Annotated in this window: 21 protein-coding genes; all 21 read left to right on the top strand. The window is 56.2% G+C overall.

The window, feature by feature from the left end; genetic code table 11:
* The first annotated feature begins 20 nt into the window (after positions 1 to 20).
* The 21 genes from tnpA (at position 21) to RDU76_02330 (ending at position 25,806) form a co-directional block, all read left to right on the top strand.
* On the top strand, positions 21 to 473 hold the full coding sequence (tnpA, locus tag RDU76_02430; protein ID MDQ7797787.1) for an IS200/IS605 family transposase: 453 nt from the start codon (positions 21 to 23) through the stop codon (positions 471 to 473).
* A 199-nt stretch (positions 474 to 672) separates the two neighbouring features.
* Positions 673 to 888, top strand: a complete 216-nt coding sequence (locus tag RDU76_02425) for a hypothetical protein (GenBank protein ID MDQ7797786.1) — start codon at positions 673 to 675, stop codon at positions 886 to 888.
* Positions 881 to 1,885, top strand: a complete 1,005-nt coding sequence (locus RDU76_02420) for a hypothetical protein (GenBank protein MDQ7797785.1) — start codon at positions 881 to 883, stop codon at positions 1,883 to 1,885. Before RDU76_02425 ends, RDU76_02420 begins: the two co-directional genes overlap by 8 nt.
* 19 nt (positions 1,886 to 1,904) lie before the next feature.
* A complete protein-coding gene (gene purH, locus RDU76_02415) occupies positions 1,905 to 3,467 on the top strand; it encodes a bifunctional phosphoribosylaminoimidazolecarboxamide formyltransferase/IMP cyclohydrolase (GenBank protein MDQ7797784.1) in 1,563 nt (520 codons plus the stop codon).
* A 98-nt stretch (positions 3,468 to 3,565) separates the two neighbouring features.
* On the top strand, positions 3,566 to 5,716 hold the full coding sequence (locus tag RDU76_02410; GenBank protein MDQ7797783.1) for a HEAT repeat domain-containing protein: 2,151 nt from the start codon (positions 3,566 to 3,568) through the stop codon (positions 5,714 to 5,716).
* A gap of 16 nt (positions 5,717 to 5,732) precedes the next feature.
* On the top strand, positions 5,733 to 7,277 hold the full coding sequence (gene guaA, locus RDU76_02405) for a glutamine-hydrolyzing GMP synthase (protein ID MDQ7797782.1): 1,545 nt from the start codon (positions 5,733 to 5,735) through the stop codon (positions 7,275 to 7,277).
* Positions 7,278 to 7,375: 98 nt separating this feature from the next.
* Complete coding sequence (locus tag RDU76_02400) at positions 7,376 to 8,062, top strand: tetratricopeptide repeat protein (protein MDQ7797781.1); 687 nt, start codon at positions 7,376 to 7,378, stop codon at positions 8,060 to 8,062.
* Between the two features lie 688 nt (positions 8,063 to 8,750).
* Positions 8,751 to 10,052 carry a butyrate kinase gene (gene buk, locus RDU76_02395; protein MDQ7797780.1) on the top strand — a complete coding sequence of 434 codons (1,302 nt, stop codon included), beginning with the start codon at positions 8,751 to 8,753 and terminating at the stop codon, positions 10,050 to 10,052.
* A gap of 117 nt (positions 10,053 to 10,169) precedes the next feature.
* A complete protein-coding gene (locus RDU76_02390) occupies positions 10,170 to 10,538 on the top strand; it encodes a hypothetical protein (protein MDQ7797779.1) in 369 nt (122 codons plus the stop codon).
* A gap of 50 nt (positions 10,539 to 10,588) precedes the next feature.
* Positions 10,589 to 11,659, top strand: coding sequence for a butyrate kinase (gene buk, locus RDU76_02385; protein ID MDQ7797778.1), 1,071 nt, complete (start codon positions 10,589 to 10,591; stop codon positions 11,657 to 11,659).
* 96 nt (positions 11,660 to 11,755) lie between these two features.
* A complete protein-coding gene (locus tag RDU76_02380; protein ID MDQ7797777.1) occupies positions 11,756 to 12,379 on the top strand; it encodes a TonB family protein in 624 nt (207 codons plus the stop codon).
* A gap of 127 nt (positions 12,380 to 12,506) precedes the next feature.
* The gene (locus tag RDU76_02375; GenBank protein ID MDQ7797776.1) at positions 12,507 to 13,766 is read left to right on the top strand and encodes a LamG domain-containing protein; all 1,260 of its coding nucleotides are present in this window, start codon (positions 12,507 to 12,509) and stop codon (positions 13,764 to 13,766) included.
* Positions 13,767 to 13,803: 37 nt separating this feature from the next.
* The gene (locus RDU76_02370; GenBank protein MDQ7797775.1) at positions 13,804 to 14,700 is read left to right on the top strand and encodes a phosphate butyryltransferase; all 897 of its coding nucleotides are present in this window, start codon (positions 13,804 to 13,806) and stop codon (positions 14,698 to 14,700) included.
* On the top strand, positions 14,700 to 15,638 hold the full coding sequence (locus tag RDU76_02365) for a sensor domain-containing diguanylate cyclase (GenBank protein MDQ7797774.1): 939 nt from the start codon (positions 14,700 to 14,702) through the stop codon (positions 15,636 to 15,638). Before RDU76_02370 ends, RDU76_02365 begins: the two co-directional genes overlap by 1 nt.
* Before the next feature lie 52 nt (positions 15,639 to 15,690).
* The gene (locus RDU76_02360; GenBank protein MDQ7797773.1) at positions 15,691 to 16,587 is read left to right on the top strand and encodes a bifunctional enoyl-CoA hydratase/phosphate acetyltransferase; all 897 of its coding nucleotides are present in this window, start codon (positions 15,691 to 15,693) and stop codon (positions 16,585 to 16,587) included.
* Between the two features lie 213 nt (positions 16,588 to 16,800).
* A complete protein-coding gene (gene rpiB / locus RDU76_02355) occupies positions 16,801 to 17,250 on the top strand; it encodes a ribose 5-phosphate isomerase B (protein MDQ7797772.1) in 450 nt (149 codons plus the stop codon).
* Complete coding sequence (locus RDU76_02350; protein MDQ7797771.1) at positions 17,247 to 17,894, top strand: TlpA disulfide reductase family protein; 648 nt, start codon at positions 17,247 to 17,249, stop codon at positions 17,892 to 17,894. The genes rpiB and RDU76_02350 overlap by 4 nt, the downstream gene beginning before the upstream one ends.
* A gap of 17 nt (positions 17,895 to 17,911) precedes the next feature.
* The gene (locus RDU76_02345) at positions 17,912 to 20,977 is read left to right on the top strand and encodes a FlgD immunoglobulin-like domain containing protein (GenBank protein ID MDQ7797770.1); all 3,066 of its coding nucleotides are present in this window, start codon (positions 17,912 to 17,914) and stop codon (positions 20,975 to 20,977) included.
* 21 nt (positions 20,978 to 20,998) lie between these two features.
* Positions 20,999 to 24,046, top strand: a complete 3,048-nt coding sequence (locus tag RDU76_02340; protein MDQ7797769.1) for a FlgD immunoglobulin-like domain containing protein — start codon at positions 20,999 to 21,001, stop codon at positions 24,044 to 24,046.
* 35 nt (positions 24,047 to 24,081) lie between these two features.
* Positions 24,082 to 25,389 carry a serine hydroxymethyltransferase gene (gene glyA / locus RDU76_02335; protein MDQ7797768.1) on the top strand — a complete coding sequence of 436 codons (1,308 nt, stop codon included), beginning with the start codon at positions 24,082 to 24,084 and terminating at the stop codon, positions 25,387 to 25,389.
* Positions 25,390 to 25,392: 3 nt separating this feature from the next.
* A complete protein-coding gene (locus RDU76_02330) occupies positions 25,393 to 25,806 on the top strand; it encodes a hypothetical protein (protein ID MDQ7797767.1) in 414 nt (137 codons plus the stop codon).
* Positions 25,807 to 25,809: the final 3 nt, after the last annotated feature.

The following is a 25,809-nucleotide window of genomic DNA, read 5'->3' as shown; positions in this document are numbered from 1 at the left end:
GGCGGTGGAAAAGAGGTTGGATGGGCAGCACCTTGACGCATCTGATCTATCACATTGTGTTTTCGACCAAGGGCCGACAGAATATCGTCGCCCCGGCCTTGCGAGAAATCTTGTATCCTTACATAGGCGGCATAATCCGCGGTGAAAAGGGAGCGATGCTCAAAATCGGCGGGGCAGCCGACCACGTTCATATTCTTGCTTCCCTGCCCCCAACCCTGTCTGTTTCCGAAGCCCTGCGTCGCATCAAGGGAAACTCCTCCAAATGGGTGAACGAAAACGGCAACATAAAAATCCATTTTGAATGGCAGAGGGGCTACGGCGCTTTCACCCTGGGCGAATCCATGATTGAAACGGTCTCGCGTTATATTGAAAACCAGGAGGAACACCACAGGGTAAAAGGTTTTAAGGAAGAATATCTATTGTTTTTGAAAGAACGGGGGATCACATATGACGAGCGTTACATTTGGGATTAGATTTTCTGCGCCCCTTCAGGGCGCGGGTCGGGGCCTACATCGGGTACCTGTGACTGAAGCCACAGGCTATGTGCCTACACGCTTTCAGCGTGACAATTAATCGGACCGGTGGCGGGTGAGCTTAAAGCGATTAAAGTGGTCCTGGTTGTCACGGTGGAAACTTAAAAGGCTAAATGCTGTACCAGGAAAGCCCGGAAAAATGAGAAATAAAATAAACAAAGATGACCAGTATTACAACCTTGACGATCTGCGATCCGCCCAAAAGCTGAGTTACGGCCAAAGGATGGAAATGCTGGAAAAGATCAACGAATTTCTTATGAAGACCATGCCTGAAAAAAGCAAACAGATCAGCCTGAAACTTCAAGAAAATAATTTTTTAATAAAATCCATTCGGACAAGGAACAACAATGGATAAAAAGTTCTTTCATGCCTGCTTGGTGACCTTGTCGGTTACTTTGATAATTATTGAAGGATGCAGCAAGGATGAGCCGACGGCACCGATAAGCGGGGATACGGTAGCTGTGGCTGCGATTTACAGCACACCGGGTGAAGCATATGGCGTGATTCTGCAGGACTCCATAGTCTATTTAGGCGATGCCCAAGGACTGCAGATCTTCAACGTCGCCAGCCAAGCCAGTTATAGACTAATAGGGCAGATTTCCGTGAGCGGCGTCCCCAAGGATGTGAAAATAAAAGGCACTACTGTCTATGTCGCCACCAACGGAAGCAAAATTGCCGTGATAGACGCATCTAATATGAGCGCTCCTTTTGTCGATACTAGCGTCACGGTAGGCGGCGGATCAAATGACCTTGCCATCGACGGCAATATCCTTGCGGTATCGACCAATGATTCGATTATTTTCCTGGATATTTCCGCCCCTGCCGCACCCGGTCGATTGGGTGCGGTGGCCAGCCCCATTGATGGCATCGGGCAAGGGTGTTTTGGGATTGCTTTGGACACCGGTCGAAAGCTGGCGATAGGGTGTTGCTTGAATTCGGGAATAATAATTGTCGATTATAGCGATCCCTCTAATCCCGCCAGGATAGGTCAAATGGGCAGTACCTTGCTTCCATTGCATGCCGTGCTTGATCCGACCAACAGCAGGGCCTATCTGGCATGCGATGACGGGGTTGAGATCATTTCTTATTTGCAATCCAATAATCCCCAACATGTTTCACAATGGGTGCCGGGCGGCAATGGAGGCAGAGACGTTGCCCGGTACGGCACAAAGATATTATTTGCCAGCACTTTTAACGGTTTCCGTGTTGGAGATGGCAGCAATATTAACGCAATAACCTCTTTACAACATTTTAAATCTACCCAGGTGGATGAGCCTTATCAAATATCCTGTTCCGGCTCCCGGGCCGCAGTGGCAGCGAAAAATAAACTGGTGATATTGACCTTGAAATAATTCGGAAGGAATTATAGTATTGAAACCGACCAAACGCGCACTGATAAGCGTCTACGACAAGACCGGGGTGGAAAAGTTCGCCCGGGAGCTGGCCGCCCTGGGCTACGAGATAGTCTCCAGCGGCGGGACCGCCAGGCACCTGCGGGAGAAGGGCCTCCCCGTGATCGACGTCTCCGACGTCACCGGCTTCCCCGAGATGCTGGACGGCCGGGTCAAGACCCTCCATCCCCGGATCCATGCCGGGATCCTGGCCTGCCGCCACATCCCGGCCCACATGGAGAAGCTCAGGCAGAACGACATCGCCCCCATCGACCTGGTGGCGGTCAACCTGTACCCCTTCGAACAGACGGTGGCCAAACCCGGCGCCACCGAGGAGCAGGCTATCGAGAACATCGACATCGGCGGGCCCTCGCTGATCAGGGCGGCGGCCAAGAACTACCAGGCGGTGGCGGTGCTGACCTCGCCGGAGCAGTACCAGCCGGTGCTGGACGAGATCAGGCAAAACAAGGAAGTGTCGCCGGAGACCAGGAAAAAGCTGGCGGTCTCGGCCTTCGAACTGACCGGCCGGTACGACCTGGCCATAAATAATCATTTCTCCGGGCGCATACCGGGCGGCCAGGAACTGCCCGGCGGCATCAATCTTTCCCTCGACAAGGCCATCGGGCTCAGATACGGGGAGAATCCCCATCAGAGCGCCGGGTTCTACATCCCTTCCGGAGCCCAAATTCCTTTCCAGCAGATCCACGGCAAGGAGATCTCGTACAACAATATCCTGGACCTGTCGGCGGCCTGGGAGCTGATCCAGGAATTCAAAAAACCGTCCTGCGCCATCATCAAGCACACCAACCCCTGCGGCTGCGCCACCGCCGGGACCCTGGTCCAGGCCTATGTGCTGGCCAGCCAGGGCGAGCTGCCGCCCGAGCCCATCTCGCGGTTCGGCGGGATCATCAGCTTCAACCGGCCGCTGGATGCCGAGACCGCCATGCAGATCGTGGCCCCGGGCAGTTTCTACGAGGTGATCGCCGCGCCGGACTTCGCCCCCGGGGTCAGGGACATCTTCGCCGGCCGCAAGGGCTGGGGCCAGAATGTCCGGCTGGTCAAGATGGACAAGGAGGCGGTCAAAACGGGGTGGCTGGCCAGATCGGCGGCCGGGGGATACCTTATCCAGCGGCCCGATGATATGGTGCTGGACGAGAAGATCCTGCAGCATGTCTCCGGCCCGGCCCCCACCGAAGACCTGATGACGGACCTGGCCTTCGCCTGCCGGCTGGTCAAGCATCTTAAATCCAATGCCATCGTCATAGCCAAGGACCAGCAGCTGATAGGGGCCGGGGCCGGGCAGATGAACCGGCTGGCCTCGGTCCGGCTGGCCCTGAGGCAGGCCGGGGACCGGGCCACAGGGGCGGTGCTGGCCTCCGACGGCTTCTTCCCATTCCACGACAACATCGAGCTGGCGGCGGCCGGAGGGATCGCGGCCATCATCCAGCCGGGCGGCTCGGTCAAGGACCCGGACGTCATCCAGAAGGCCCAGGAGCTGAATATCACCATGTTGCTCACCGGCCACCGGCATTTCCGGCACTAGAAGATTTCACAAGGAAACCATGAACCCATGAAAATTCCCGAGGGCCTTAGATTGACGATATTTCCTGGATTCATTATAAAAAAGGTATATAGATAATCATGGCCAACATATCTCCCATGCTGATGACCCGGCTGGTGGGCCAGTTGACCGGCTCCCTGCGCAATCTGAAGATGTATCCGGCCAGCCATCCCACCTCCCAGAAACTTTTCGAGGCCAGCCTCCAGCTGATCAAGGAGGCCATGGGCACCGACAGCTTTTTGAGCTTCAGCCTGGCCGGGAACATCCTGCTGCTGAACGACAATCCGGTGCCCGATTCCCGCAAGGAGGTGTTCGCCAATTTCATCTCCGAGCTGGGAAAGAGGAGCGTGGGCCAGCTGACCTTCAAGCAGGGCATCGACCGCGACCAGCTGCAGGGTTTTTTTGAGACCATGGCCATGGATGTGGATCAGGTAAAGGCCAAGGGCGGGCTGGCGGCGGCCCTGGCCCTGCGGGGCATCTCCAATATTGTCGCCACCGGGATCTCCTACGGCGGAGGTTCGGGGTCCGGCGGCAGCCCGGGCGGCGGGGCCGCCCTGGAAAGCCTGCTGCCGGAGCAGGTAATAGCCATGCTCAAAAGCGACCCCTCCATGGTGACCGAGATGCTCTTGAAGGGGGCCCTGGCCATGGCCGACACCCCGGAGGGCCAGGAGAAACTGGTGAGCGACCTGGACCGGCTGGCCCTGATGGCCAAGACCCAGGGCGGCGGAGAATATGCCTCGATGATGGCCAATGTCATAGGGGGCCTGGACCAGCGCAGCAGCCAGATGGTGGCCCAGGTAAAGCTGGACAATCCGGAGTGGTCCGACGTGGTGCGGGAGCTGCTGACCAAGTATTCCGACCAGGAGCTGGCCAAGCTGATCATCGACAAGACCGAGGTGCTGGCCCTGGAGACCAAGAACGATCCGGTGGTGCTGGCCGAAAAACTGCGGGGGATGGTGGCCTCCATTCCGGCCGACAATTCCCGCAAGCAGACCCTTTTGCCGCTGGTCCAGGCCAAACTGCAGCATTACGGATTGAGCACCGAGGATTGCGCCTTCGTCTTCGGACAGATATCATCCACCCAGCCGGTGTTGGAGAGATATCTGGCCGACCTGTCCTCCCGCCCGGCGGCGGAGATGGCCTCGGAGGACGAGGTGAAAACCCTGCGCTGGATAATAAGGCGCGACGAGAACTGCAGACCGGCCCTGGAGGGTTTTTTGAAACTGCTGGGCGGGGCCGACCCCGGGGTCAGGGAAAGTGCTCTGGCAAAAATGATGACGCTGGAGAACGACCTGCTGGCCATCGAGCGCTTCGACCTGGTGGAGCTGGTGATAGACAATATCACCAGCCGGCTGCGCCAGGAGAGCGAAGCCCGGATCTACCAGCAGGCCATCGAGGTGATCAAGCTGATGGCTGACCAGATCAAGAGTACTCGTCACCTGTCCCTGGTCTCCCGCATCAGCAAGGACATCTCGGACATCATGCTGCTGATGGCCGACAAGCCGGTGGCCAGGGACATGATACAGATCCTGGCGCTGATCGGAGACGAGGCGGCCATCCGTTCCCTGATACTGGGCCTTTTGAAGGACCCCATTCTGGAGGCCGCCGCCAGCGCCCTGGCCGGCATCAAGGAAAAGGCCCTGCCCTATCTTATGGATACGGTCAAGGAGAGCGAGGACAGCAACATGCGGTTCAAGTGCATGTATGTGCTCAACAAGATCGGGCAGGGCGTGGAATCCCTGGCCATCAAGGCCTTGGGGGAGGACCGCTGGTTCGTGCGCCGCAACATGGCGGTGCTGCTGGCCCTGATGGGCACCGAAGACTCCGTCCCCCATCTGGGAGAGACTCTCAACGACAAGGATGTCAGGGTGCGGCTCGAGGCCCTGAAGGCCATCTACAAGATCAGCGGCAAGGATTCCGAGGCCTGGCTGATCCGGGCCCTGGGCGACAAGGAGCCCGAGGTCAAAAAGCTGGCCATCGAGCACCTGGCCAAGGTGGGGGACGAGGCCTCGGTGGACGCCATGACCGAGCTGTATGCCAAACGCGACCTGCTGAGCCGGGGGGAGACGCCGGAGGTCAAAAGACAGATCCTGGCCTCCCTGGGGCAGATAGAGCTGAAGAGCTCGGCCGGTTTCCTGATGAAGGTGTCCAAGGACCGCGACCCGGATCTGGCCCGGACCGCCCAGGCCGCCCTGGCGGGGCTGCTCAAAAAAATGAAACCGCAACCGTAAATTATCGGAGGGCCTTTTGGACAGGATAAACATCATAGATTTCGGCTCGCAGTATACCCAGCTGATCGCCCGCAAGGTCAGGGAGCAGAAGGTCTATTGCCAGATCATCCCCTGCAATGCCGGGACCGAAAAAATCCTGGCCGGGGGTCCCCGCGGGCTGATCCTGTCCGGCGGGCCCTCCAGCCTGTTCGACAAGAACGCCCCCACCATCGACGCCGGAATATTCTCCGCCGGCGTTCCCATCCTGGGCATCTGCTACGGCATGCAGCTGACCGCCCTGCTGCTGGGGGGGAAGGTGCAGCGAAGCCGGGAGCGGGAATACGGCCACGCCATCTTAAAACTGGCCCGCAATGATTCGGCCGGCTGGCTGTTCTCCGGGATGCCGGACGCCACCCAGGTGTGGATGAGCCACGGGGACAGCGTGCTCAAGGCCCCGCCGGGCTTCGAGATCATCGCCTCCACCGACAGCTGCCGGATAGCGGCCATGGCCGACAAGCAGCGGCGGATCTACGGGCTTCAGTTCCATCCCGAAGTGGCCCACACCCTGAACGGCCACAAGATGCTGTCCGGCTTCCTGTTCAAGGTCTGCGGCTGCAAGGGCGACTGGACCATGGACTCCATCATCGAACAATCGGTCCAAAGCATCCAGGAGCGGGCCGGCAAGTCCAAAGTGGTGCTGGGCCTTTCCGGCGGGGTGGATTCCTCGGTGGCGGCGGTGCTGATCTCCCGGGCCCTGGGGAAACAGCTTCACTGCATCTTCGTGGACAACGGCCTGCTGAGGATGAACGAGCGGCAGGAGGTGGAGAAGGTGTTTAAAAAGCAGTTCCGGATCCCGCTGATGACGGTGGATGCCTCCAGGATCTTCTACGCCAAATTGAAGGGGGTGCATGATCCCGAGAGAAAACGCAAGATAATCGGAAGGGAATTCATAGAGGTTTTCGCCGGGTCGGCCCGGAGGATTGGGAAGGTGGAGTTTCTGGCCCAGGGCACCATCTATCCGGACGTGATCGAGTCGGTCTCCTTCAAGGGGCCCTCGGCCACCATCAAGAGCCATCACAATGTGGGCGGGCTTCCCAAGAACATGCGCAGCCTTAAGCTGATCGAGCCCCTGCGGGAACTGTTCAAGGACGAGGTCAGGCAGGTGGGGCTGTCCCTGGGGCTGCCCCGGGAGATGGTGATGCGCCACCCCTTCCCGGGACCCGGCCTGGCGGTGCGGGTGCTGGGGGAGGTAAACAAGGAACGCTGCGACACCCTGCGGGCGGCCGACCGCATCTTCATCGAGGAGATCAGGAACGCCGGATGGTACGACCGCATCTCCCAGGCCCTGGCGGTGCTGCTGCCGATCCGGGCGGTGGGGGTGATGGGCGACGAACGGACCTACCAGAACGTGCTGGCCCTGCGGGCGGTCAACACCACCGACTTCATGACCGCCGAATGGACCCGGCTGCCGGAGGATCTTCTGGCCCGGGTCTCCAACCGGATCGTCAACGAGGTCAAGGGCATCAACCGGGTGGTCTACGACATCTCCAACAAGCCGCCGGCCACCATCGAGTGGGAATGAGGTTCAAGATACCAGTCAGCTGATTTTAGATCATCAGGGATTTGGTCCTGCCGGTTTGCAGAGAGAAAATAAGTTTACAACGATAAACGGAATCAGATATGGAAGATTACATCGATCTGGGGAACAAGCTGGAGAAGCACGGCCATCTGGACCAGGCCCTGAACGCCTTCGAGAGCGCCCTGCAGGCCGAGCCGGACAACGCCGACGCCTGGTTCAGCAAGGCCCGCATCCTGAGCCGGATGGAGAGCTTTGACCAGGCCATCAAGGCCTACGACCAGGCCATCGCCCTAAAGCCCGATTTCGCCAAGGCCTGGTGCAACAAGGGCATCGTGCTGGGGGTGCTGGACAGCGATCAGGAGGCGGTGGCGGCCCTGGACAAGGCCATAACTCTGGACCCCAAGATGATAGCCGCCTGGTACAACAAGGGCCTGGCCCTGCGCGACCTGGCGCGCTACGAGGAGGCCATCAAGATGTTCGACCAGGCCATCAAGCTGGATGCCGAGTTCAACGACGCCTGGTACAGCAAGGGCGTCACTTTGCGTCTGATGCAGAAATACGACGAGGCCCTGATCGCCCTTAAAAAATCGCTGGTGATATACTCCGACGACGCCGATGCCTGGTACGAGCTGGCCCGGGTCCAGCTGTTCAAGGGGGATGTCAATGCTTCCCTGCAGAGCCTGGCCAAGGCCATCGAGAACGACGAGGATTACAAGGAGAACGTCACCCAGGACGAGGATTTCAAAGCATTGTGGGAGAATCCCGAACTTAAGAAGCTGTTGGTATAGATCGCCGTCCGGAATGAAATTCATGGTAAGATATCTAAATCACGAAGCAGTACTCGGCTTTACCCAAAAGTAGATCTTAAATGTCTTAAACGTTACTTTCTTGTGACCAAGAAAGTAACCAAAGAAGTCTTCACTGCCCAGTTCCACGGATAGCAAGGCCTACGCCCCGGCATTCATTGAACCAGAACACGCAAGATGCACATGACGCAATGACTGCTTGATCGGGGCTGAAGCGTGAGCCGCTCCACTGAAGGCGGGGTCCGGATTTTACCCCTGCCCACTTCGTTTGCGATATTAGTTGTCTTTTTTAGTGCAGGCTCTCCCCGTTGCGGGTAGGGAGGCCGCCAGGCAGGGATTGGTTGGGTCGCATCAGCGCTGCTGCCTGGCAAAAAGCCGCCGTTAAGAATGTTTTGCCTGCGTTTGCCTTGTTTCGTGATCAAGACATTTAGGCGGTTGGTTATAGGTCTTCGGGCAGCGGTGCAGCGACAGTTCTTCCGCCACCGCAGGTAAATCCATATAGGCGGATCCGCCTTTGGCGTGACTTTGTAGCTTTCTCTTTAAAGAGAAAGCGGAGGAAAACAAATAAGAGTTGAGGCATGGTTCCTATTTATACATATTTTAATTTTATAATATTGCCAAATAAAATTTCACTGAATAAAATATCCGGTCATTGTTAAGGAGAAGATCCATGACCAAGAAAAAGCCGGGCAAAAAGAAGGCTGTCAAAAAGACCATAGCCAAAAAGAAAAAAGTTCAGGTCAAAGCGGTAAAAAAATCCCCTCCCAAAAGGAAGGCCGTCAGAAAACCGCTTAAGGCCCAGGCGGCTCCGCGGAAAAAAACAAAAAAGAAGGCAACCGTCGCCAGTAAGGCAATAAAAAAATCACCGGCGGTAAAAAAGGTCCCTAAGTCAGATAGGGCCGCAAAAGATTTTTTGATACTGGTGCTCAACCCGGGCTCCACCTCCACCAAGGTGGCGGTTTACCGGGGCCCAAAACAGCTGGTGGCCGAATCCATCGGGCACGACAAGGCCCAGATCGAAAAATTCGATAGGATAGTGGACCAGTATCCCATGCGCCAGGCGGTGGTGCTTGATTTTCTGTCCCGCAATAAAATCGATTTGAAGTCGCTGTCGGCGGTGGTGGACCGGGGCGGGCTGTTAAAGCCCATCTCCTCGGGCACCTATTTGATCAGCCAGGCCATGCTGGACGACCTCAAGGAGGCCAAACGCGGCGAGCACATCTCCAACGTGGGGGCCTTCATCGCCAAGAAGCTGGCCGATGCCGCCGGATGCAAGGCCTTCATAGTGGACGCCGTCTCGGTGGACGAGTTCTCTCCGCTGGCCCGGATCTCCGGCCTGGCCGAGATCGAGCGGAAATCCCTATTGCACGCCCTGAATATGCGGATGGCCGCCCTGCAGGCCTGCCAGGAGCTCAATAAAAAATTGTCCGAAGTGAACCTGATAGTGGCCCATCTGGGGGGAGGGATATCCATCTCCCCGCTGGATCATGGTAAATTCGTGGACGTCAATAATGCCAACGAGGGCGGACCGTTCTCCCCGGAGAGGGCCGGCGGGGTGCCCACCGGGGCCCTGGTCAAGCTGTGTTTCTCCGGCAAATACACCGTTGACGAGATCAAGAAAAAGCTGACCCGCAGCGGGGGCCTGTCGGCCTATCTGGGGACCAACATGGCCAACCAGGTCAAGGACCGGGTGCTGGCCGGGGACAGGCAGGCCGAGGAGGTCTTCAGGGCCATGGCCTATCAGATCGCCAAGGAGATCGGGGCCTGCGCCACGGTGCTTAAAGGGCGGGTTGACGCCATCGTGGTCACCGGAGGAGTGGCCTTCAATGAGATCTTCACCGACTGGATAAAGGAACGGGTGTCGTTCATCAGCCCCAGGTTCCTGGTCTATCCCGGCGAGGACGAGATGCCGGCCCTGGCCGCCGGGGCCTTAAGGGTTTTGAAGGGCGAGGAGAGGGCCAGGGAATATTAGACCACCCCTGTCATCCCCTCCTTGATCAAGGAGGGGAACAAGGGGAGGTCACAACACAGGGTTCATAATGGCAGCAGTAGGCTTAAAAACATTAACTCAAAAGGGGGACTCTTCAACATGGCTCACGATGTCAAGCAGGACCTGGAAAAGAAACTGGTGGTGATCAAACATTCCGATCGTGTGGACAAGGATGATCTGTGGAACGCCCGTCTGGCAGCTCTGAAAATAATACAGGATAACGAATCGCCCAGGATCCTGGTGGACATGCGGAACATCGATCTGACCACCACCACCATGGAGCGGTTCGAGTTCGCCCAGTCGCACAACAAGTATTTCACCAGCCGCACCAAGATAGCCACCCTGATAACCAAGGACGACCCCAAGAAACAGGACCATCAGTTCGTGGAGACGGTCAGCCTTAACCGGGGGTTCCTGCTGAGGGTGTTCGAGGACCAGGGCGAGGCCGAGCAGTGGCTGCTGGGATAGGGAAGGTAAAATATTAATATCAAATATTAAAATTTCCGGAGGAACCATCATTGCCCTTCAAAGTTTTGGCCATCAATCCCGGCTCGACCTCGACCAAGATAGCGGTCTTTGAGGACGACAAGCCGACCTTCAAACAGACCCTGAGCCATTCCGCCGAGGAGCTGGCCCCCTTCAGGCGCATCACCGACCAGTACGATTTCCGCAAGAAGGTCATAGAGGATGTGCTGGGCAAGGCCGGCATCAATGTCAAAGAACTCCATGCCGTCATCGGGCGGGGCGGGCTTTTCAAACCCATTCCCTCGGGCACCTATGCCGTCAGCCAGACCATGAAGGATTATATCCTGGCCGGCACCGGAGGCGACCATGCCTCCAACCTGGGCTGCCTGATCGCCGATGACATCGCCCGCGATGCCGGGGTCAAGGCCTATATCGTCGACCCGGTGGTGGTGGATGAGATGAACCCCCTGGCCCGCTATTCCGGCCTGCCGGAGATCCCCCGGGTCAGCATTTTCCATGCCCTCAACCAGAAGGCGGTGGCCCGCCGGGCCTCGAAGGACCTGGGCAAAAGATATGAGGAGCTGAACCTGGTGATGGTGCACCTGGGCGGGGGCATTTCGGTGGGCATCCATGAAAAGGGGAAAGTGGTGGACGTCAACAACGCCCTGACCGGCGACGGGCCGTTCGCCCCGGAGCGCTCCGGCGGCCTGCCCACCGGTGACCTGGTGAAGATGTGCTTCTCCGGCAAATACACCCAGGCCGAGATGATGAAAAAACTGGCCGGCAAGGGCGGCTGTGTTTCACATCTGGACACCAACGACGGAAGGGAAATGGAGAAGCGGGTCAAGGAAGGCGATGCCAAGACCACCCTGATCATCCAGGCCATGGCCTACCAGGTCTCCAAGTGCATCGGCGAGATGGCCACGGTGGTGAACGGCAAGGTGGACGCCATCGTGCTGACGGGTTCCTTCGCCTACTTCCCGGAATTCATCGACTGGATCAAGGAGCGGGTGGCCTGGATCGCCAAGGTTTTGGTGTACCCCGGGGAGGACGAGATGACGGCCCTGGCCGAGGCCGGGATGAGGATACTGAAGGGCGAGGAGCAGGCCCGGGAGTACAAATGACCCCTCCCCAGCCCCTCCCCCAAAGGGAGAGGGGAAAAATCATAAAACGATATTGTAGGGGCGATTCACGAATCGCTCGGTAAAGTGATAATATATATGAATAAAGTACTGGTCTATTTTTGGCTTACGGGTCTATTTATCTCTCCGGTTTTCGGACAGGATTTCGGATCGGCGGTGATCAACTCTGTGCCCGACAGTGCCGATGTGTATGTCGACGGCTATCATTTTGGCAAAACGCCTTTCAAGCCGGTCATGATCGTTCCGGGCACCTATAAATTGAAGCTTAAACATCAGGGGTATGACTCGCTGCTGACTGAAATGACGGTTGAAAGCGGAAAGCGGCTGGTGGGAAAGATCGCCCTCCAGGCTAAGAATGATTCACTGAATACAGATCCTATTGCCGAGGGATCAAGGGATATTCCCCGGCGGAATGAGTTCGTGGAAGTAAAAGTTCCGCCAGAGATCAAAGATAAATCGAACGCCTTCTATCCCAGTTTGGCAAAGGCAAACGGCGTGGAAGGAAAAGTCTATTTGCAATTATTGATAGATCTTGATGGTTCTATTATGGATGGAGTTGTGGCGAAAAGCAGCGGGGCTTTTTGCCTGGATTATGAAGCCATGAAATCGGGGTATTCTTTGATGTTTAATCCGGCAATTGGAACAGATAATAAGCCGATAAGGGTTTGGGTGATGTATCCAATAACTTTTAGTAATAATTGAGGGGCGAAAACCTATAAACTCTTGATACCTGCTGGAGTTTACGCTGAAGCAAAGAAGTGCAGGAATGACACGAGAGAACAAATGCAGGAGCATACATGACCAAATCATTGACCGATGTTGAAACCGCGTGAGTAAAATTAAGAAAATATCTTATTTCGTTGTCATTGCTGTTGTATTAATGTGTTTAGGCCAAGCGAACAGCGGCCAGGAACGGCGGGTAATTTCAGTAATGAATATTGCTACCACATCAGGAATTACCGAGCCCGAAGCCTTGCAGTTAAGCAAAAAGCTTCTCAACGAACTGGTTTTACGGAATTCATACGATGTGGTTGATATCGAAAAGCGCGATGAAATTTTAAAGGAGCAAGGGTTTCAACAAAGCGGGGCCTGTGATGCCACATCCTGTCTGGTAGAGGCCGGTAAATTACTGGGAGTGGAAAAGATAATCGGCGGCAGTATTGGTAAAATAGGTTCTGTTTATTCCGTCGAGCTGCAAATGGTGGACGTACTTTCCGGCAAGGTTGAAAAAGTCTATTCCAGTCAATGCTCCGGAGATCCGTCTCAATTGCTGGGGCTGATGAAGGAAGCCTCGTTCTCTTTTTCGGATATAAAGTTTTCGGGTGAAGACGCGGTACCGCCGGAGACGATTGGAAACAGCCCGGTTATTCAAAAATCCGAGAATTCCCCCAAATATGAATTGCCCCGCGGCCCGGTTGACCTAAAAAAAGAAATGGTTGCCTTTTTCCCTTTCAATGGAAACGCCGATGATGAAAGCGGCAATAAAAGAAAAGGCAAAGTGGTTAATGCCGTTCTGGACAGGGATAGGTTCGGTAACCCTGAACGGTCGTACTATTTCAACGGACGAAATTCTTATATTTTATGCGGCAATTATTCGCAGGAGTTTTTGCAAAGCAAATATTTTACCGTATCGGCTTTTATCAGATTTGCTACAACACGCCCCGGCACCATAATACAACAAGGCTGCTGGGGGTCATCTTGGACAGGTTTCTCTTTCTACGTTAATTCAATTTGCGGTTACGATGCCCCCAGCTATGTAAATGCCCAGATTAACCAGACCGTGCTGGGAAGCCATATTCAGCTTAACGGCAAAGGAAAGCTCAACGACGGCAAATGGCATCATGTTGTATTATTGAGATCGGATACAAATCTGATAACCTATGTTGATGGAGAGAATAACGGGATCGTTCAAAATTACCCTTCGATCTCGTTGGACAACGATCTGCTCTTGAGCATCGGTTCCAGGTATCATCCCAATGATGTCGCCTGGTATTATGAGGGCAATATTGACGACGTAAAAATATATTCCCGTGTTCTATCATTGGATGAAATAAGGTCGCTTTATCACGAGGGCGGGTGGGCCAGATAATATAAACATTTACATATAATCATACGAAGGTTGGCACATGATCAAATCATTTTCCGATCTGATGAAACAGGCCCAGGCCAGCGGCCCCAAGAAGGTGGCGGTGGCGGTGGCCCAGGACGAGGTGGTCCTTGAGGCCTTAAATGACGCTTTAAAAGAGAAGATCGCCACCCCCATACTGTTCGGCGACCAGAAGGCCATCGAACAGGCCGCCCAGAAGGCTGGCGTGGACATCAAGGACTGGGAGCTACACGACATCAAGGACATGGCCGAGGCCAGCCGGGCCGCGGTGGCTGCCGTCTCCAGCGGGAAGGCCGACTTTTTGATGAAGGGCCTGGTGGCCACCGCCACCTTCCTCAAGGCCGTCTTGGACAAGGAAGTGGGCCTGCGCACCGGGCGCCTGCTGTCCCACGTGGCGCTGATGGAATCTTCGTCCTACCCCAAGCTGATCCTGGTCAGCGACGGCGGGATGAATGTCAAGCCCGACCTGATGGCCAAGGTGGACATCATCAACAATGCGGTGGCCATAGCCCACAAGCTGGGAGTGGAGAATCCCAGGGTGGCGGTGCTGGCGGCGGTGGAAGTGCTCAACCCGGAGATGCCGGAAACCATGGACGCCTCGCACCTGGTCAAGATGGCCGACCGGGGGCAGATCAAGGGCTGCCTGGTGGACGGGCCGCTGGCCCTGGACCTGGCGGTCTCGGCCGAGGCCGCCGTCCACAAAAAGATCAAGAGCCAGGTGGCCGGCGAGGCGGACATCTTTCTGACGCCGGAGATCGCCTCCGGCAACATGCTGGTCAAAGGCCTGATCTACCTGGGCGGGGCCCAGGCCGCCGGGATCATCGCCGGGGCGGCCAAGCCGGTGGTGATGCTCTCCCGGGCCGACTCCAAGCAGCAGAAGCTGAACTCCATCGCCCTGGGAGTGGTCAGCTGCTGATGGCCGCCCCAGCCGAAAATAATCCCCCGGGACTGCCCTGCCAGACCTATCAGGCCATTCTGGACCAGACCTATGACGGGGTCTATTTTGTGGACAACGACCGGCGGATCACCTATTGGAACAAGGGGGCCGAAAACATCTCCGGATACCAGTTGAAGGACGTGTTGAATTTTCGCTGTTCCGATGATCTGTTGTGCCACATCGACACCGGGGGCCGGGGGATGTGCGGCCCGCTGTGCCCCTTGAGCCGGGCGGTCAACCACGGGCAGGCCACCGGACAGACCCGGGTCTACCTGAAGCACAAGGACGGACACCGGGTGCCGGTGGATGTGGTCTCCTCGCCCATCAGCGATGTCAGCGGCCGGCGCCTGGGGGCGGCGCAGATATTCCGGGACGCCAGCATCTACGAGGAGGAGGCCAAGGCCTCGGAGCTGCTGTCCAGGCTGGCGGCCATGGACCCCCTGACCGAGCTGCTGAACCGCCGCAAGATAGAGATGGAGCTGGACCTGGAGCTGAAAAAATCCCGGCGGCTGGGCCTGCCGCTGTCGCTGATCTTCTGCGACCTGGATTATTTCAAGAACATCAACGACCAGTACGGCCATCCGGTGGGGGACGAGGTCTTAAAAGGGGTCTCCCGGCACCTGCAGGCCGGGATCCGGGAGTACGACCGGGCGGCCCGCTACGGCGGTGAGGAGTTCCTGATCATGCTGCCCCAGACCAAGGCCGAGATCGCGGTGGAGATAGCCGAGAGGCTGCGCCTCTCCATCGAAAGATGGAGGCTGATCCATCAGGAGAAGCTGTGGCCCTTCAAGGTCACCATCAGCCTGGGGGTGGCCGAGCTGAACCGGGACGAATCGATGGTGTCACTGATAGACCGGGCCGACAAGGCCCTGTACCGGGCCAAGCAGGGCGGCCGCAACGCGGTTTACTTGAGTTAAAAACAACCAAAATACATAAAATATAAAAATCGGAGAGTAAAAAGTGGCACAAGTGACATCATTGAAGCAGATGGCGGAACTGGTAAAAGGCGGACCCCTCAAGAAAGTGGCGGTGGCCTGCGGGCAGGACCCGGACATCATCGGGGCCCTGGCCCGGGCGGTCAACCAGAAGCTGGCTCAGGCCATCCTGATCGGCGACCGGAAGAAGACCGAGGCTTTGGCCAAAGAGAACAACATCGATCCCAGGATATTCACCCTGATCGACCAGACCGATTATAAAAAAGCGGCCACCCAGGCGGTGGAGATGGTCAAGAATGGGGAGGCCGACGTGCTGATGAAGGGGCTGATAGACACTGCGATCTACGCCCGGGCCTACCTGAACAAGGAAACCGGCCTGACCACCGGGGCCACGGTCTCCCACGTGGCAGTGTTCGAGGTACCCAACTACCCCCGTCTGCTGATACTTACCGACGCCGCCCAGATACCGTATCCTGATTTCGGCCAGAAGGTGGACATGATCAACCACGCCGTGGCGGTGGCCAAAAAATTGGGGGTCGAAACCCCCAAGGTGGCGGTGCTGACGGCCACCGAGAAGGTCAATCCCAAATGGCCCTGCAGCCTGGAGGCGGCCCAGCTGGCCAAGATGGCCGACCGGGGCCAGATCAAGGGCTGCATAGTGGACGGCCCGCTGTCCATGGACGCGGCGGTCAGCCCGGAGTGCGCGGCCGGCAAGGGGCTTAAATCCCCGGTGGCCGGGTATGCCGATATTCTGCTGACCCCCGATATCCAGGCCGGCAACATCCTGTACAAGACCCTGACCCAGCTGGCCAAGGCCGAACTGGCGGCCATGGTGATCGGCACCAGCGCTCCGGTGGTCCTGACCTCGCGCACCGACTCCGACGACACCAAGTTCATGTCGATAATCCTTTCGGTGCTGATGGCCAAATGATCCGCATGAAGCAATGCTCCGGGGCGTTGGAGAAGCAATGATAAAAGCAGGGCAATGTTTAAATCGTTTGAAACGGTTTCAAACAGTTCAAACATTGTTTGGCAGCCTTGCGCAACTTCTCAAGCACTGTCTGCCGCTCAGTCGGACGTTTTTAAACATTCCCTTGACAATGCAGCAGCGATAATTTATTGTTAATCTAAAGAAGGCGTTTATATGAAAGTTGCCATCGGGTCCGACCATCGGGGCTATCTCTTGAAGGAACAGATCAAGAGCACCTTTTCCCCCGATAATATAGAGTTCTCCGATTTGGGCACCAAGAGCGCGGAATCGTGCGATTTTCCCGATCACGCCTTCCCGGTGGCCCAAGCGGTGGCCAGCGGCCAGGCCGACAAGGGCATCCTGATATGCAGCACCGGCAACGGCATGGCCATGGCGGCCAACAAGGTCAAGGGCATCCGGGCGGCGCTGGCCCTCACCCCCGATATGGCCCGGCTGTCGCGCCAGCACAACAACGCCAACATCCTGGTGCTGCCGGCCGATTTCGTGGACCTCCAGATGGTCCCCAAGATGGTCAAGGTGTGGCTGGAGACCGAGTACGAGGGGGGCCGCCACCAGCGACGCCTGGACAAGATCACAAAATACGAGGAGGATCATTCCAAATGACGCGCATTGCAGCCTGCGGTCTTTTATTGACGGTTATCATGGCATCGTCCCTGCCGGCCGGGACGGCCGACCCCGGCCTGTGCGGCCAGCCGGCCCCGATCGTGGTCCTGAAAACGCTGGACGGAAAGGATTTCTACCTGCGGGACCATTGCGGGCAGGTCCGGGGGCCGCGCCACAAGCAGGAACGGGAAGCGGTGGTCCTCAGTTTTTTTACCTCCTGGTGCAAGAACTGCAAGACCGAGATCCCGGTGCTCCAGCAATTGGCCTCGGAGATGGCCGGGTTTCCGGTAAAGTTCTACCTGGTCAACGTCGGGCAGTCCCGCGACACCGTGGAGAATTACGTCTTCAACAACGTGGTCTCCCTGCCGGTGCTGATGGACCAGTACGAGGTGGCCTCCAAGAAATACCAGGTCAAGGAACTGCCCACCCTGGTGATGATAGACAAGGACGGCATACTCAAAGAATACCACACCGGGTTCGTCCCGGCCTACGGCGACAGCATCAGGATGAAGATCCATTCGCTGCTGGGCATGGGCCAGGCAGGGAATTCCGGCCATGCGGCGGTCCGGCCGGACTCAAGCATAATCGATACCGTAAAGGTGACAGCTACACCGGTCATTAAAAAGAAGAGCCCCAAAAAGTAGTGATCTGAAAGGGAGCCATGTTCAAAAGAATGCTGGTTGGGTCGGTTCTGTTGCTGGGCCTGTGCGGCCTGGCGGCCGCCCAGGACAGTTCCAACGTGCAAATGGTGGGATATTTTACCACCGGCCCGTGCCGTGCGGTGGCATATACCCAAAAAGACAGCATTGATTATGCTGTCATCGGCAATGCCAACCGGGTGATGATCATCAATGTAAGCAATAAAACCGCACCGGTCAAGGTGGGGGAAAGATCCACCTCGGGTACGGTAATGGGTTTGACCATATCAGGCAATTACATATTTGTGGCGGACAACATGGCCGGTTTTGTTATAATTGATATGACTGATCCGACCAATCCCTTGCTGACCGGGTCATATGACACTCCGGGAACGGCCTATGGTGTGGCGGTATCAGGTAATTACGCCTATGTGGCGGATGGGTCTTCCGGTTTGCGTATCATAGACATCAGCAACCCGGCATCCCCCCTCGAAGCCGGATACTACAATACATCAGGGACCAGTTATGCCCTGGCAGTTTCAGGCAGTTATGCCTATGTGGCGGACGGCTCAAATGGTTTGCAGATCTTTGATGTCAGCAACCCGGCCAGTCCGGCCAATACCGGCAGTTATACGGCTGCTGGTACTTGTTTTGCTGTTGCTGTTCAAGATAATTATGCCTATATTGACGGAATGGGTTATATCTTTGTGCTAAATGTCAGCAACCATTCAAATCCGGTTTTTGTAGACTCCAGCAAGGCATCGGGATACCCTTGGGCGATTTCGCTATCGGGTAATTATGCATACCTTACGGGATTGGGCTCGGCTTTCGAGTTGGATTATTTGAATATATACGATATTAGCAATCCGGCAAATGTAACACGAATAGGAGTATACAGCGGAGTCGGGCAAGTACGCTGCGTTACGGCAACCGATGGATATGCTTATACGGCAGGTGTTAATGGTATGTATGTTATAAAGTGCAATAATACCCCGGCCCCTACCGACGAAATATGGCCGTATGACACACCGGGTAACGCCCGCAATGTGGCCGTCTCCGGCAATTATGCCTATGTGGCCGATGACACTTCCGGCATAAGGATAATAGATGTCAGCGATACGGCAAACTTCAGCGAGGTTGGTTTCATCAACACCCCGGGCAACGCCTATGATGTTGCCGTGTCGGACAGCCTGGCCTACATCGTGGAATACGGCTACGGCCTGCGGATAATGAACGTCAGCGATCCCGGCAGCCCGGTAGAGGTCGGCTTTTATGACACGCCCGGCGCGGCACTGGGCGTGGCTGTTTCCGGGAATTATGCTTATGTGGCGGACGGCAGCGCCGGCCTGCGGATCATTGATATAACCGACCCCTCAAACCCGGTCGGGACCGGAAGCATCAATACCCCCGGAGACGGATTCAATGTGACAGTATCGGGCAATTATGCCTATGTGGCGGATGGCGCCTCGGGGTTGGTAATAATCAACCTTACCGACCCAGCCAACCCGATACAGGCGGGAAGCTATAATACCGCCGGAAGCGCCCGCAGCGTGGCGGTTTCGGGTAGTTATGCCTATGTAGCGGATGAATATTATGGACTGCAGGTGATAAATATAAGCAACCCGGCCAGCCCCACCCTGGCCGGCAACCTGGATACGCCAGGGTCAGCCAATGATGTGATGGTAGATGGCAGCTACGCCTATGTGGCCGACGGCGACGGGGGGCTACGGGTCATAAATATCAGCAATCCCTCCAACCCAACGGTGTTCTATTTCACCGATACCACAGCCTATGCTTCAGGCCTGGCAATTCTAAATGATTATGCCTACCTGGCCGATAGCGGGGATGGATTGCACATAGTCAAGCTCAGAGTCACGCAAAGCCAAACGCCGACATTATCCGGGCAATATGAAATCCCGCCGACGCATCCTTACGACGGATATGACTGCCGGGGGCTGGCGGTAGATGGCGGTTATGCCTACGTGACCTGGAAGGACAGGTTTTGCGTTATCAATGTAAGCGACCCTGCAAATCCGGCCTGGGTGGGAGCTTTTGATACCATAAACGCCTCTTCTGATAATATCGCTGTTTCCGGTAATTATGCCTATTTGGCCAATTGGGATATAGGCCTGTGTATTTTTGACATCAGCATGCCCTTTCTGCCGGTTTTGGTCAGCACCTATAATTCCTCCGGCTCTGCCCGGGGCGTTGCCGTTTCCGGGAGCTATGCCTACCTGGCAGATTGGAACGGTTGCCTGCAAATAATCGATATAACCAATCCAACTAATCCGGTGAAAGTTGGCGAGTATATAACGCCAAGTTTGGCTGCTGACGTAGCGGTGGCCGGTAATTATGTCTATATTGCTGATTGGGATGCAGGATTAAGGATAATTGACGTCAGCGATCCCGCCAGCACCAGTGAGGTAGGTTATTTTGACACCCCGGGTCTGGCCAAGGATGTGACGGTATCCGGCAATTACGCTTTTGTGGCTGATGGAACGTCTGGCCTGCGGATGATTGATATCAGCAATCCCGCCGCTCCGATCGGGGTTGGTTCATACGATACCCCCGGCAATGCCATTAATGTTGCGGTATCAAGGAATAATGTTTACGTTTCCGATAGTGCTTCGGGTCTTCGGGTAATAAACATCAGCAACCCCGCTGCTCCGACTGAAGTCGGTTATTTTATCCCCCCATTCCCATCCGAGGAAGTCGTGGCTGTTAATGATTATATTTATTTGGCCGGAAATAAGTTTGGCCTTAGGATACTGCAGGGCTACGGTCCGGCCGGGGTGACTAATGACCAAATTCAGAATTCAGAATTATTAATTCAGAATTTAGCGTTGCGGGTTCACGGAAATACCATAAAATACGCTCTCCCGCAAAGCGGACGGGCTACTTTGAAGGTATACAACCTGCTGGGGCAGGAGGTGCGGAATCTAATGCACGATAACAAACAGCAGGGCAGTTACCAGATCAAGTGGGACGGGCGCAATGCCGGCAACCGCAGGGTATCCAGCGGGGTTTATCTGGTGCGCCTCCAGGCCGGGGAGCAGGCGGCTACTGCCAAAATGGTGGTGGTGCGGTAAACGATTATTTAAGAGGCGGCCATGTTCAAAAAAATGCTGGTTGGGTCGGTTCTGTTGCTGGGTTTGTGGGGCCTGGCGGCCGCCCAGGACAGTTCCAACGTGCGAACGGTGGGCAGCTACCTTTCCAGCGGGAATTGCCAGGCTGTGGCAGTTGCCAACATCGGCGGAAACGATTATGTTGTGATCGGTTGCGGCATGCAAGTAATTCTCCTCAATATAAATGATCCGGCTTCTCCTGTCTTTGTGAGCGGGTTTTCAGTACAGGGGAATATAAGCGATATCGAAGTATCAGGCAACAATATACTCGTTGCACAAGCACAATATACGCTTGACCCATCGGGTTACGGAACCAGCATAATTAATGCCAGTGACCCGGTGAATCCCACGCTGACCGGCACTATCCCATGGAAGTCACGAGTAATTGCAACGTCAGGCAATTATGTATATAGCTTATCTGCCAATGGATTTATAGTTCACGATATAACCGATCCTGCCAATCCAGACAGCGTCGGCACATATTATGGCGGCGACGGACCCGGATATGACTGCGCGGACCTGGATGCGGCCGGGAATTATGTATATCTTGCCGGCGCTACCGGAATGTTTGTGGTTGATGCGACTGTCCCGGCAAGCCCCCTTAAAGTGGGTAACACGGGGATAACAGGGATAGGGAATGAAGGTTATAGGGTTTCTGTTTACGGTGATTACTGTATTTTCAAGACGTTATACGATTTCAGGATAATAAGGATCAGTACGCCTTCAGCACCAGCCCAAACAGCTATTTACGAACAAGCCGCAGGGGCGCCGGTCACATTATCCGGCGAGCATGCGTATTTTGCGGGCGGTTTAAGGATTTTCAGCATCCAAGATCCAACCAACCCCATCCTAACCGGACAGTACAGCATAACGGGATCTGACATAGCGGTGTTGGGTGATTACGCTTATGTGGCTGCCGGGGCATTGGGTCTTAAGGTGATAAAATGCAATAATGGCATCTTGCCTGCTCCGGCCGGATATTATGACACACCGGGAAATGCCTATGGCGTGGCTCTATCCGGCAATAATGCCGTAGTGGCGGATGACAGCGCCGGGTTGCGCATAATTGACATTAGTGATCCTGCCAGCCCCAACGAGATCGGTACTTTAAATACCCCGGGTATGGCCAGCGATGTGGTCGTCTCCGGCAATTATGCCTACGTGGCCGATTACGGTTCAGGCTTGAGGGTGATCGATATCAGCGATCCCACCAATCCAAATGAAGCCGGTTCATACGACACGCCGGGTATTGCCCGGGGCGTGGCCGTGATCGACAGTTTTGCCTATGTGGCGGATGGCAGCGCCGGACTGAGGATAATAAATGTAAATGACCCGGACAGCCTGTACGAAGTTGGAAGTTACAATACCTCAGGCAATTGTTATAAAGTGGTGGTCTCCGGCAAGTACGCCTATGTGGCCGACGGACCTTCCGGTATGGTCGCTGTAAACATATTAGATCCTGCCAACCCGGTATTAGCCGGAAGTTATGATACCGCCGGAGATGCTCTTGATGTGGCATATCTTCTCAATTATGTCTATGTGGCCGACGGCGGTGCCGGGCTGGCAATAGTGAGCGTCAGCAGCATCGCCAGCCCCAGTTTGACAGGAACCTTTAATACTGCTGGTTCGGCCAACGGGGTTAAGGTATCCGGCGGGTATGCCTATGTGGCCGACGGAGGACAGGGCCTGCGGATCATCAAAGTAAGCACACCTTCAAGCCCAACGGAAGCGTTTTATTGCGATACGCCAGGCCGAGCCTATGATCTGGCAGTATCCGGCAACTATGCCTACGTGGCCGACAGCAGTTCCGGCTTGCGTGTCATCAATTTTGTTTTTCCCGGCACCCCGGCGCTGGCCGGGCAATATCAGCCGATTGCCAGCTGTACAAAGGCCCGGGATGTGGCGGTGAGCGGGAATTATGCCTATGTGGCCGACGATACCATTGGGCTGCGGATAATAGATATTACCGATCCCGCCGAACCCATCGAGGCCGGCTATTTCAACACTCCGGGACACGCCTATGGAGTGGCGGTGTCGGGCAATTATGCCTACGTGGCGGAGGATACAAACGGCTTGCGGATAATCAATGTAGGCAACCCAGCCAGCCCGGTCCAGGCCGGTGTATTCAGCACTCCCGGGGCCACATATGATGTGGTGGTTGAAGGCAATTACGCTTACGTGGCCGACTACGGGAGTGGATTGAGGATAATCAACGTCAGCAATCCGGCCAGCCCGGCGGAAACCGGTTTTTATGACACTCCGGGGCTGTCATGCGGCGTGGCAGTTTCGGGAAATCATGCTTATGTGGCTGATGGCGCCAACGGTTTGCGCATCATCAATATCATTGATCCATCAGCCCCGGACGAGGTCGGGTATTATGACACGCCTGGAAACGCCAAGGGGGTCAAGGTCATCGGCGACTATGCCTATGTGGCGGACGGCCTTTCCGGGCTTCGGGTAATAAACGTCAGCGATCCAGTGATCCCTGTTCAAGCCGGGTACTATGACACACCCGGGACCGCTTTGGATGTGTTTGTTTCCCGCCAGAACGCGTATGTGGCTGATTCTAGTTCTGGTTTCCGGGTTATCAACATAGGTGATCCGTCCAGCCCTTCTCCGGCAGGCTACTATAATACACCAGGCACATCTTATGGCCTTTTTGTGGCAGATAGTTTAGCTTATGTGGCGGACGGTAATTACGGCCTTAGAATTTACCAGGGCTACGGCCCGGCCGGGGTGACTAATGACCAAATTCAGAATTCAGAATTAATAATTCAAAATTTAAAGCTGCGGGTTCACAGCAATACAATTGAATACGCTCTCCCGCAGAGCGGACGGGTTTCTTTGAAGGTCTACAACCTGATAGGCCAGGAAGTCAGGAATTTGATACACGAGAACAAGCAGCCGGGCAGTTACCAGATGAAGTGGGATGGACGCAATGCCGGCAACCGAAGGGTATCCAGCGGGGTTTATCTGGTGCGCCTCCAGTCCGGGGAGCAGGCGGCCACTGCCAAAATTATTATTGTAAAATAACTAATAAAATATAATATACACAGGAGTATTTTTTAATGAGCGATCTTAAGACCAAAGACCCCGAGATCTTTCAATCCATCATCGACGAGACCGGGCGCCAGGAATACGGCCTGGAGCTGATCGCCTCGGAGAATTTCGTCTCCGAAGAAGTGATGGAGGCCCAGGGCTCGGTGATGACCAACAAGTACGCCGAGGGCTATCCCGGCAAGCGCTACTACGGGGGCTGCGAGTTCGTGGACGTGGCCGAGAACCTGGCCCGGGACCGGGCCAAGAAGCTGTTCGACTGCGAGTACGCCAACGTCCAGCCCCATTCCGGCTCCACCGCCAACCAGGCGGTCTATTTTACCTACTGCCAGCCGGGCGACACGGTGCTGGGGATGGACCTGGCCCATGGCGGGCATTTGACCCACGGCTCGCCGGTCTCCTTCTCGGGTAAGATGTATCAGATATTCTCCTACGGGGTCAAAAAGGAGACCGGGTACATCGACATGGATGATGTGGCCAAAAAGGCCCGGGAGCACAAGCCCAGGATGATCATCGTGGGGGCCTCGGCCTACAGCCGGCACTACGATTTCGCCAAGTTCCGGGAGATCGCCGACCAGGTGGGGGCCTTCCTGTTCGCCGATGTGGCCCATCCGGCCGGCCTGATCGCCGCCGGGCTGCACCCCTCGCCCATCCCCCACTGTCACGTGGTGACCACCACCACCCACAAGACCCTGCGCGGCCCGCGGGGCGGGATGGTGCTGATCGGAAAAGACAGCGAGAACCCCTTCGGGATCAAGATAAAAGTAAAGGCCGGCGAGCGGCTCAAGATGATGTCCGAGGTGATGGACAGCACGGTGATGCCCGGCATCCAGGGCGGCCCGCTGATGCACGTCATCGCCGCCAAGGCGGTGGCCTTCAAGGAGGCCCTGGACCCGTCCTTCAAGCTCTACGCCCAGCAGGTGATAGACAACGCCCGGGCTTTGGCCGCCAGCCTGGTGGAGAGGGGATATCAGATAGTCTCCGGCGGCACCGACAACCACCTGATGCTGATCGACCTGAGCAACAAGACCATCACCGGCAAGGAGGCCGAGAACGCCCTGCACGCCGCCGGGATCACCGTCAACAAGAACATGGTGCCGTTCGACACCCGCAGCCCCTTCGTGACCTCCGGGTTCCGGATGGGCACCGCGGCCCTGACCACCCGGGGCATGAAGCAGGGCGAGATGAAGACCGTGGCCGGGATGATCGACCGGGTGCTGTCCCATACCGGAAACGAGAGCAAGATCAAAGAGGTATCCGGCGAGATCAGGGAGCTGTGCCGGCAATTTCCCCTGTATCCCAACCGATTGAAAGGATAAGAAATGGGAGAGATCAAACAGCTAGGCAAGGTGCAGTTCGGGGATGTGGTGGGCACCGCCATCAAGGAGCACTGGTCCGGGGTGCTGACCATCGACAATCCCGAATACACCGAATACGTGGAATTCAAAGGGGGCTCCATCTCGGGCTTCTCCTCGGCCGAGCGCAAGAAGCTGATCGGCGAGATCCTGACCGCCGGCGGCCATTTGAGCCCGGAGGAGGTCAAGAGGGCGGTCGACCACCAGAAGAAGAACGGGGGCCGGCTGGGCGACATACTGGTGGAGCTGGAGATGATAACCCGGCAGCGGCTGGAGGAGGCCATGGCCCTCCACCAGATGAGCGTGCTGGCCCTGTGCCTTTCGGCCAAGGACAGCGAGCTGTCCTTCGAGCCGGACATCGCCCTGGAAAGCAAGAAATAGGCA

It is taken from the genome of Candidatus Edwardsbacteria bacterium (assembly GCA_031082425.1).
Taxonomy (GTDB): Bacteria; Edwardsbacteria; AC1; order AC1; family EtOH8; genus UBA2226.
Note: the sequence above shows the minus strand (reverse complement) of the source record. Positions and strands in the feature narration are given on the sequence as shown.

Bases quoted from the DNA above. Each gene is read 5' to 3' on its own strand.
- tnpA (MDQ7797787.1), top strand. From the start codon at position 21: ATGGGCAGCACCTTGACGCATCTGATCTATCACATTGTGTTTTCGACC.
- glyA (MDQ7797768.1), top strand. From the start codon at position 24,082: ATGAGCGATCTTAAGACCAAAGACCCCGAGATCTTTCAATCCATCATC.
- RDU76_02330 (MDQ7797767.1), top strand. From the start codon at position 25,393: ATGGGAGAGATCAAACAGCTAGGCAAGGTGCAGTTCGGGGATGTGGTG.
- RDU76_02380 (MDQ7797777.1), top strand. From the start codon at position 11,756: ATGAATAAAGTACTGGTCTATTTTTGGCTTACGGGTCTATTTATCTCT.
- RDU76_02370 (MDQ7797775.1), top strand. From the start codon at position 13,804: ATGATCAAATCATTTTCCGATCTGATGAAACAGGCCCAGGCCAGCGGC.
- RDU76_02420 (MDQ7797785.1), top strand. From the start codon at position 881: ATGGATAAAAAGTTCTTTCATGCCTGCTTGGTGACCTTGTCGGTTACT.
- RDU76_02365 (MDQ7797774.1), top strand. From the start codon at position 14,700: ATGGCCGCCCCAGCCGAAAATAATCCCCCGGGACTGCCCTGCCAGACC.
- buk (MDQ7797780.1), top strand. From the start codon at position 8,751: ATGACCAAGAAAAAGCCGGGCAAAAAGAAGGCTGTCAAAAAGACCATA.
- RDU76_02350 (MDQ7797771.1), top strand. From the start codon at position 17,247: ATGACGCGCATTGCAGCCTGCGGTCTTTTATTGACGGTTATCATGGCA.
- RDU76_02345 (MDQ7797770.1), top strand. From the start codon at position 17,912: ATGTTCAAAAGAATGCTGGTTGGGTCGGTTCTGTTGCTGGGCCTGTGC.
- RDU76_02400 (MDQ7797781.1), top strand. From the start codon at position 7,376: ATGGAAGATTACATCGATCTGGGGAACAAGCTGGAGAAGCACGGCCAT.
- rpiB (MDQ7797772.1), top strand. From the start codon at position 16,801: ATGAAAGTTGCCATCGGGTCCGACCATCGGGGCTATCTCTTGAAGGAA.
- RDU76_02390 (MDQ7797779.1), top strand. From the start codon at position 10,170: ATGGCTCACGATGTCAAGCAGGACCTGGAAAAGAAACTGGTGGTGATC.
- RDU76_02340 (MDQ7797769.1), top strand. From the start codon at position 20,999: ATGTTCAAAAAAATGCTGGTTGGGTCGGTTCTGTTGCTGGGTTTGTGG.
- RDU76_02410 (MDQ7797783.1), top strand. From the start codon at position 3,566: ATGGCCAACATATCTCCCATGCTGATGACCCGGCTGGTGGGCCAGTTG.
- RDU76_02425 (MDQ7797786.1), top strand. From the start codon at position 673: ATGAGAAATAAAATAAACAAAGATGACCAGTATTACAACCTTGACGAT.